This window comes from Flavobacterium sp. CF136 (assembly GCF_000282055.1).
In the GTDB taxonomy this organism is placed as follows: domain Bacteria; phylum Bacteroidota; class Bacteroidia; order Flavobacteriales; family Flavobacteriaceae; genus Flavobacterium.
Genome location: NZ_AKJZ01000020.1, coordinates 80934 through 89762 on the forward strand (window position 1 = coordinate 80934; position 8829 = coordinate 89762).

Genomic DNA, 8829 nt, shown 5'->3' on the forward strand with positions numbered 1-8829 from the left:
TCCCTATTTCAGGAATCATGATGCAAAATTAATTAGAACTTAAATTATGAAATCTGATTTTTATCATATGACGGCATCAAAAAAATTACATTTTTAGAAGTTTTTCAAAGGCTTATCCAGTTTCTCAAATTAAACACAAAAAGTTAAATTTGTAACATTTTCAAATTGATTTACTTTTTTGATTTTATTCAAATACCCTATCTTTGCCAAAAATTTAAACATATGAATTCTTTACAGACTATAATTGAACAAGCTTGGGAAAACAGAGCTTTATTACAAGAAACAACAACTACTGATGCCATCAGAGAAGTTATTGCATTGCTTGATGCAGGAAAATTACGTGTTGCTGAACCGGTTGGTGAAGGTTGGCAGGTAAACGAATGGGTAAAAAAAGCAGTTGTTATGTATTTCCCTATTCAAAAAATGGAAACTTGGGAAGCAGGGATTTTTGAATACCACGATAAAATGGAATTGAAAAAAGACTATGCAGCCAAGGGAGTTCGTGTAGTTCCGGGAGCTTCTGCCCGTTACGGTTCATTTATTTCCAGTGGAGTAATCATGATGCCTAGTTATGTAAATATTGGTGCTTATGTTGATGCAGGAACCATGGTAGATACCTGGGCAACTGTTGGCAGCTGTGCTCAAATTGGAAAAGATGTTCACTTGAGTGGTGGTGTTGGTATTGGCGGTGTTTTAGAACCATTGCAAGCGGCTCCGGTTATTATCGAAGATGGTGCCTTTGTAGGTTCTCGTTGTATTGTAGTAGAAGGAGTTCACGTAGGTAAAGAAGCTGTTTTAGGAGCAAATGTATGTTTGACTGCCTCAACAAAAATTATTGATGTTACCGGTGAAACTCCAGTAGAAATGAAAGGATTTGTTCCTGCCCGTTCGGTAGTAATTCCGGGAAGTTATACAAAGAAATTTGCTGCCGGTGAATTTCAGGTTCCTTGTGCATTGATTATTGGAACTCGTAAACCATCAACTGATTTAAAAACATCTTTGAATAATGCGTTAAGAGAGTACGACGTAGCAGTATAAATTCTAAATTCCAATATTTTAAATTCCAAATTCCAATTGTTGTTATAATTGGAATTTGGAATTTTATTTTCTGCCTATTTTTCTTTTTAGGTATTTCTTTTTGGTAATTTTTCTTTTGAATTGAATTGTTTTCTCCAACAAAATGGCGTGTAATTTTTCCTCGGGTTCATTGCTTAATTTAGCATAAGCTTTGGCAATCACTTTTACCATTGTTTTAGACAACCACATTTTCTTAAAATTGTCCATTCGCTCTTCAATAGACAAGTTTTTGAAATTCATTCGGTTTAAATCTATCAAATAGAATTCATATTTCTCAGTATCTTTTTTCACAACTAAAGTATTTCCCGGAGAATGATCCAAAAAATTAACTTTTGCTTCGTGCATTTTGAATGTAAATTCGGCAAATTGTTCTAAAATAATATTACGCTCCGGAAACAATGGATCATGAATCAGTTCACGGATCGTAAAATCATAATCTATTTGCTCAGAAATGTAATAGCTGTCTTTCAAAAGCCCCAATCCACTTCTGTTTTCGATATAGGCAATCGGGAAAGGTGTTAAAATGTTATGCTCAATCAAATAATTGGCATAATCAAAAGATCGTTTGGCTTTGGTACTTCTAAAAAAAGAATAAATAATCGATTTGAATATTCCCGGTTTTTGAAAAAATTTAATATTTACTTTTTCCTCAGCAAGAAAATTAGACTTGATTGTATTTCGGGCACCGGCAACGATCAAATCACCTTCGTTAAAAAAATTAGCAACTAATTGAAGAATAGCATCTTCTTTACTTTTATATTTCGAATGGATGATTATTGACACAGCTTACAATTATAATTTGGTTTAAAAGTATAAAAAATAGTACTTTGCGCCAAGGAATACTAACAAATCAGTAAAATAAATTAGGATGAAAGTTTTAATCATACAAAACAAGAGAATTGGCGATGTTTTAATCAGTTCGGTAATTGCCAATAATTTTAAAGCAAAATATCCTGATAGCGAAGTTCATTTTATGGCTTACGATTTTACTCACGGAGTCATTTTGAACAATCCTAATATTGATAAAATTATTTCCATTAATGACAAAGAATTAAAAAAACTTCCTGTACTATTTAAACTAATCCGTCAGGTTAGAAAAGAGAAATACGACATCATTTTTGATCCTTATTCAAAGACACAAAGCAAACTGATTTGTAAATTCTCTAACGCCAAACAAACTATTGGTCACAAAAGCCGAAAAAAACTAGGTAATTGGGGCTATTACACTAACCCGGTTACTATTTCTAAAGAAAAAACCAAAATTTGCGGCAAAGCAATTGAAGACCGAATTCATCTATTAAGTCAGGCAGGAAATTTCGAACCTATCGTTTATGAACCAAAAATATTTTTAACCGAAGAAGAAAAAAAGAAAGACTGGTTAGGTAAATATGCTGATAAAAAAGTTATAGTCCTTGGTGTTTTGGGAAGTACTCCACAAAAATCGATGCCTTATGAATACGTTGCCGAAATGGTTGATTTTATTGCTTCCAATTATGACGTAAATATTCTTTTTAATTATGCTCCGCATCAAAAAGAAGAGGCTCAGAAAATCTATGAAATGTGCCAAAACAAATCCAGTATCATTTTGGATATTTATGCCAAAAGCATTCGGGATTTCATTAAACTAATGAATCAATCTGCACTTTTAGTTTCTAATGAAGGCGGAACGGTACACATTGCCAAAGCGTTAAACAAACCTACTTTTACTATATTTTCTCCTTATGTAAACAAAGACCATTGGGCTAGTTTTGAAGACGGAAAATTTCATCACTCAGTTCATTTATTGGAAATGAAACCCAATTTATTTGATAGTTTTACTTTTGAAGAACGTAAGAAAATAGAAAAAAATCCGGATGAATTGTATAAACAACTAACTCCTGAAATGATACTACCGGAGTTAGATATTTTCCTGAAAAATAATTTATAGGGTTTAGAAAATAAAAAGAGTAAGCTTATGGTATCACCTATTTGGGTGTATGAAAGCCATCTTATAAACAAGTTAACTGTGATTTTTTGAAACCACATTTATGAAAGGAAAACAGTGGGATTGCATAAGTACATTTACAGGGCTGCTCTTTGTCGCATTTTTGATATTTATTGCTTTTAAAAATTTTGGTTTTCTATTGATTCCTATTGGAGTTTTTATAGGAATTATAATACACATATTTAAAGATGACAATCCTAAGAAAATTTCTCAGATAAATAGCAAACCAATTGAAAATGTAAAAATTACCAATAATCTCTCAACTGATACACTACTGCTTAACAAAATTAGAATTGAAGATTTTAATATTTTTTTAGGAATGAGCAGATCATCATCAAAGCATGTCGTTTTTAAGATATTTGGAAAACTAGTACACGAAAAAACAACACCAGTAAATATTGGACTTATAACTTGTGGAGATATAATTCATATCACTTATAATAAAACATTAGGATTAGTAAGAAGTATTCAAATACAAAAAACTGTTGATTTTGATATTCTGCTTAAACAATTAAAAATTGACGACCCTAAAATCAACTTTTTAGGGAAGAGTAAACATTACATTCTTGAGTATTTTGAAATACCAACAAGTGAATCAACTGATTTTATTTTTTATGAAATCAACAAGCTAAAAGTATCCTTTAGAATAGTTAATGATAAATGTGTTACATTAACAGTATATCATAATTAAAACTTCAGCTAATAGGTTACGAGCCATACACCTCCTCGAAGCAGCGAAACATTATGTATAACCTTTATTTACAAACAATGCCTAACCGAAGTTTTTGCGATGAATCACACTCAAAAAAAAAGTCATAAAAAAAGCAACCTTAAGTTGCTTTCTTCTTTTCTATTCCAAAATCAGTCCAATTTTTCTTTTGGATTTTGGTTTCTTTTCGGATATTTTTATTCTTATTGATTGATTCCGGAGTCGCATAACCACGAGGATGATCAAGATGCAGACAAACCGTACTGTATCGAATTTGTTTGGGTTTTATACCATAATTGACCAATCGTTCGCCTAATTCCCTATCCTGTCCGCCATATTGCATACGTTCATCAAAACCATTGATTGCCAGAATATCTTTTTTCCATCCCGAAGCGTTATGTCCATTCCAGCTTGGCGTTGTTGGTGTCAAAAAGTTTAGGATTGAACTTTTTAAACCCGTCGAACTTACTTTATTATTTTTGAAAGAAGATTTCATTCCGTTTTTCTTCAACCAGGAAACATCAAAACACTTCCCTGAATAAATATCTTCTTTAGTAATATTTTGGGATAACTCCAACGGCAATTTATGATAGCCTCCGGAAAGGAAATAGCCTTCTTCCCTAAATTTAATATGTTGTTCTACAAAATCCGGACGCGGAATACAATCACCATCGGACATCATTATGTAATCAGTCGTACAGGCAATTATAGCTTTATTTAAAATTTGAGATTTCTGAAAACCATTGTCTTCATGCCAAACGTGGATAATCGGATAAAAAACTTCCTTTTTCAATTCTTCAATTAAATCGAAAGTATCCTGGCGTGAACCATCATCGGCAATAACCATTTCGAAATTACGATACGTTTGTGTGTTATATCCCCAAATGACTTTTTTAAGCCATTCGACAGAATTATAGGTGCTAATTATAACGGAAATATTCTTTTGCATAATGTCGCAAAGGTAACCTAAAATTATTAATTTTGTTTTTTCTTAAAATAAAAAAATGAGCAAATTAACTGTAATAATTCCTACTTACAACGAGATTGATTATATCGAAGATGCTGTAAAATCAATTGAATTTGCCGATGAAATTATTGTAATTGATTCTTTTAGTTCTGACGGAACCAAAGAAAAAGCAATAGCATTGGGATGTAAAGTACTCGACAGAAAATTTGATAATTTTTCCAGTCAAAAAAACCACGCGATTGCTGAAGCCACCGGAGACTGGGTTTTGTTTATTGATGCTGATGAACGTGTTTCCCAAAAACTGAAAATTGAAATTTTATCGGTTATCGAAAATGGAAAACACCAGGGATATAAACTTCAATTTCCTCATTTTTACATGAATCGTTTTTTATACCATAAAGTAGATAAAGTGGTACGTCTGGTAAAAAATGATTCTATTTCTTTTTCAGGTGATGTCCACGAAAAACTCTTGTTTAAAGGAAGTGTCGGCATTTTGAAAAACTTTATGATTCACTATACCTACAAAGGGCTTTTTCATTTATTACAAAAGAAGGATTCTTATGCCTGGTTTCAGGCCAATACTGCTGTAAAAAAAGGAAAAAAAGCAGGTTATTTTCAATTAATATTCAAACCTTTTTATCGTTTTTTCTCTTCTTATATCTTAAAAAGAGGCTTTATGGACGGTATTCCGGGTTTGGCGTTGGCCAGTATTAATGCTTATGGTGTTTTTTCGAGATATGCTAAAATCATTTTAATTGAAAAAGGGTTAAAATAATTTCAATTTTCCGAAGCGTAATTTCAGTTTAAATTTTAACATATTGTCTTCTCCTTTAATGTCAATTCGCTGAATTTCATACGGATTTTTAAAAGGAAATTTATTAATTCTGTTCCCTATTCTCAATCCTGCTTTTACATTGTTTTGTTGTAAAACAGTAGTAAATATAGATTTATTGGGTTCTTTTTTAGGATAATTCCCGTAAGGATACGCCAAAGCATTGTAGACTTTTAGAGCACTTTGTTCTATAATTTCAAAACATCTGGAAAAATCGGTATTGATTTCAGCTTCAGTTAAAGATGCGTATCTTTTATGTGCAAATGAGTGTAACCCCAGCTCTACTCTGTCATCCAATTCCTTTAATTGTTCAATGGACATAATTTTTTCTTTGCCTGAATTCCATAAATCTACATTTCCAATATAGGCAAACGGGATAAAAAAAGTAGCCTTCAAATTATATTTTTCAAGTAAAGGAACTGCATAATCCAATTGATTCTCAGTCACATCATCAAAAGTAATCACAACACTTTTAGAATCAATTACTGTTCTGTTTTCTAATTCAGAAAAATGGTAAGTCGTATATCCTTTGTCGTTCAAATAGCGAAACTGTTCTTCTAAATTGTCCGTAAAAATAGTAAGCCCGTTACTATTCTTATCATTAGAAACATTATGGTACATCAATATAGGTAAACGTGTCATGTCTTTAAATTGCATTTAAATGTAAAATTATTACATTTGCACTTCATAAACTTCTTTATGCAGGAAAATAATTTCTTTTCAAAAAAAGGTATTGGTTTTGACGAGTACAATTCGCAGTTAACATTAGAGGCCCAACAGCTTGCTGACCAATTGTATGAAAAGAAAATCAGACCCAATTACTTTCATTTTATTGCAATTCCTTTTGGAAATTTTATTAAAAATTATTTTTTCAAACTCCAAATCCTTAAAGGAAAGGAAGGCTTTATTATTTCTTATATACATGCCTTTTCAACCTTTAAAAAATATTTGTTTTTATGGATGAAGTATAGAAAAATGGAATAAAAAATTAACAAACAGTTATTTTGTAACTAATACTTATCTAATATTGGTTTCCAAAAATCAATCACTTTTGGTTTATTTATTCCATGACAGCCAAAAGGAATTTCATCATTAATTAATTTAAAAGCAATTTTTGGCTTACGGTCTATTGCAAAATGCAATGCTTCCTTATACCCTGGAATTTTAAAATCTTTACAAAATTCAGGAGCTTTCAAAGACCAAAAAACATCTTCTATTGCATAAATCGCTTTCTTTTCTGTTCTTAAAAAATCAGAAATAAAAGTTTCCTGTTCTTTTGCAATTTTATAATGTGAACTTACTTTACGCAATGAAAAACCTCCGTTTCCAACTTTATAAAAAATTTGCTTTCGTTCCTTTTTCTTTTTGGAATCAAAAAGAGCAAGGATTTTCGTTACATTATTATGTTTAGTCGCAATCCACGGGGCACCAATATAATCGTATCCTTTTTTGCACCATTCTTTTAAGGTATCCTTAAAAACAAAAGCATCTAATTGATAAATTAAAATAAACTCTGAATCTAAAAAACGCTCATAAAAAGAAGAAGATAAAAGCAGTTCGTTGTAACCTGAAATGTTTTCAAAATAATCTTTCGAAAAATTCTCTACTATAACATTCGAAAAATTCTCCGTAATATAAGTATTATCAAGTCCATCTGGCTGAACCAAAACAACCGGATAATCTTTTAGAACATTCATACACTGCAAAAAAGATTTCTCTTCAAGATCTCCGAAGTAATTTTTATATATAGGTATTACAACTTTTACTAAATGCTCCATTCCGTTTTTTTGTTACTTATAAAACTTAAATCTATTATTTCTCCAGGTATTAAATTCCGGATTTAAAAAATTATTCGCAAAATTAATCTTATAATGCAAAAAAGCTTCATTATTCAACATTAAATTCAAATTCATTACTTTTTAAAAGAGTAATCATCTCATACTAAATGAATTTAAAAGCTTTGAACCTAAAGATTTAATGAATCTGTCTTAACTAATCTTTAAAGACAAATTCATTTAAAAAAAAACTAAATTTGTAACTATTATTCTATCAAATTTAAGTTAAATATATTTGCAGAAGCGAAAAAAAGCCGAAAGGGATACAAAATGCTGATTTAAAAGCGTTTAAAAAGAAATACATTCTTTAAACGCTAATTAATAAATCAATTAATTAAAAGAAAATGAAAATATCTGTAGCATTATGTACTTATAACGGCTCATCCTATATTGAAAAACAATTAAATAGTATTTTAGATCAACAAGATTTTAAAGTGAATGAAATTGTGATTTGCGATGACAATTCTACTGACGAAACTTTAGAAATATTAAATAATTTTAAGGCAAAACACCCTTCTGTATTTTCCATTCATGTCAATGAATATAATGTCGGAAGTACAAAAAATTTCGAAAAAGCCATATCTCTCTGTTCTGGAGATTATATTTTTCTGGCAGATCAGGATGATATTTGGAAAGAAGATAAAATTAAAAAAACTTTAGCTGTTTTTGACAAAAATCCAAGTGCTGAAGGTGTTTTTTCAAATGCAGATTTAATAGATCAGGAGGATAATCTTATACCGTCCGTAACCATTTGGGATTCTGTATTTTTTTTGGAAAAAGAATTACCAAAACCTATTGACTTTTTTAATGTTATTACAAAAAATGGAAACGTAGTAACAGGTGCAACTTTATGCATAAAAAATATTGTTAAGAATTTTATTTTCCCTTTTACAGATGATGTTTTACATGACGAAAAAATAGCAGTTATGCTAGCGTTGCGGAAATCACTTTTTTATTCAAGAGAAAACCTAATCTCGTATAGAATACATGATAAACAACAAGTTGGCATGAAAAATATTTATAAACTTGTTTCTAAAAACAAATTAAAAAGGGTAATTCTTGATTTAGACAAGCCATCAAGTTTTCAAGAATACCGGGAGTTGTCTAAAAAACAATATTTAAAATTTCACAAGTGCAAAAAATATGAACATTCTGCTTTCTTAAAAATTGATATTCAGGACCTCATAACAAAAAGCCATCGTGAATTACACTTACTGAATATCAAAATGAAATTAAAATTTCCGACACGATGCAGGTTTGCCCTGCTAATTGATAAATTATTAGATAAGCGTAGATAGTTCACAAATAAAAAATATTCCTGGTTATAGTAGAATAACTAACATTTAACTTCCTAATAACCCGTTGGGTGTAATTATTTTCAACACACTTCGACTCCGCTCAGTGCAGGCTAGAAACATAGATTTT

The 8829-nt window shown here is 30.5% G+C and carries 10 protein-coding genes; 6 read left to right on the forward strand and 4 right to left on the reverse strand.

The annotated features are described in order from the left end of the window. Positions 1-222: 222 nt before the first annotated feature. Entirely contained in the window at positions 223-1038 is an 816-nt protein-coding gene (locus tag PMI10_RS08930) for a 2,3,4,5-tetrahydropyridine-2,6-dicarboxylate N-succinyltransferase (RefSeq protein WP_007806879.1), read from the forward strand. 63 nt (positions 1039-1101) lie between these two features. On the opposite strand, the gene PMI10_RS08935 is transcribed toward PMI10_RS08930, so the two are convergent. Then, positions 1102-1860 carry a lipopolysaccharide kinase InaA family protein gene (locus PMI10_RS08935; RefSeq protein ID WP_007806881.1) on the reverse strand — a complete coding sequence of 253 codons (759 nt, stop codon included), beginning with the start codon at positions 1858-1860 and terminating at the stop codon, positions 1102-1104. An 85-nt stretch (positions 1861-1945) separates the two neighbouring features. On the opposite strand from PMI10_RS08935, the gene PMI10_RS08940 reads away from it, so the two are divergent. Both PMI10_RS08940 and PMI10_RS08945 read left to right on the forward strand, forming a co-directional pair. After that, complete coding sequence (locus PMI10_RS08940; RefSeq protein ID WP_007806883.1) at positions 1946-3004, forward strand: glycosyltransferase family 9 protein; 1059 nt, start codon at positions 1946-1948, stop codon at positions 3002-3004. Positions 3005-3104: 100 nt separating this feature from the next. Further along, complete coding sequence (locus PMI10_RS08945) at positions 3105-3752, forward strand: hypothetical protein (RefSeq protein ID WP_007806886.1); 648 nt, start codon at positions 3105-3107, stop codon at positions 3750-3752. A 139-nt stretch (positions 3753-3891) separates the two neighbouring features. Here PMI10_RS08945 and PMI10_RS08950 read toward each other — a convergent pair whose 3' ends face one another. Beyond that, entirely contained in the window at positions 3892-4719 is an 828-nt protein-coding gene (locus PMI10_RS08950; RefSeq protein ID WP_007806888.1) for a glycosyltransferase family 2 protein, read from the reverse strand. 55 nt (positions 4720-4774) lie between these two features. Between PMI10_RS08950 and PMI10_RS08955 the strand changes: the two genes are divergently transcribed. Further along, positions 4775-5512, forward strand: coding sequence for a glycosyltransferase family 2 protein (locus tag PMI10_RS08955; RefSeq protein WP_007806889.1), 738 nt, complete (start codon positions 4775-4777; stop codon positions 5510-5512). Here the strand turns inward: PMI10_RS08955 and PMI10_RS08960 are convergent. After that, on the reverse strand, positions 5504-6211 hold the full coding sequence (locus PMI10_RS08960) for a polysaccharide deacetylase family protein (RefSeq protein ID WP_035631604.1): 708 nt from the start codon (positions 6209-6211) through the stop codon (positions 5504-5506). The genes PMI10_RS08955 and PMI10_RS08960 overlap by 9 nt on opposite strands. A 57-nt stretch (positions 6212-6268) precedes the next feature. Here PMI10_RS08960 and PMI10_RS08965 point away from each other — a divergent pair, with 57 nt between their 5' ends. Further along, positions 6269-6553 (forward strand): hypothetical protein, encoded by a 285-nt coding sequence (locus PMI10_RS08965; RefSeq protein WP_007806892.1) that lies wholly within the window; start codon positions 6269-6271, stop codon positions 6551-6553. A gap of 26 nt (positions 6554-6579) precedes the next feature. On the opposite strand, the gene PMI10_RS08970 is transcribed toward PMI10_RS08965, so the two are convergent. Continuing rightward, positions 6580-7347 (reverse strand): DUF5672 family protein, encoded by a 768-nt coding sequence (locus tag PMI10_RS08970; protein ID WP_007806894.1) that lies wholly within the window; start codon positions 7345-7347, stop codon positions 6580-6582. 401 nt (positions 7348-7748) lie between these two features. On the opposite strand from PMI10_RS08970, the gene PMI10_RS08975 reads away from it, so the two are divergent. Next, positions 7749-8702, forward strand: coding sequence for a glycosyltransferase (locus PMI10_RS08975; RefSeq protein WP_007806898.1), 954 nt, complete (start codon positions 7749-7751; stop codon positions 8700-8702). The last annotated feature ends 127 nt before the right edge of the window (positions 8703-8829 follow it).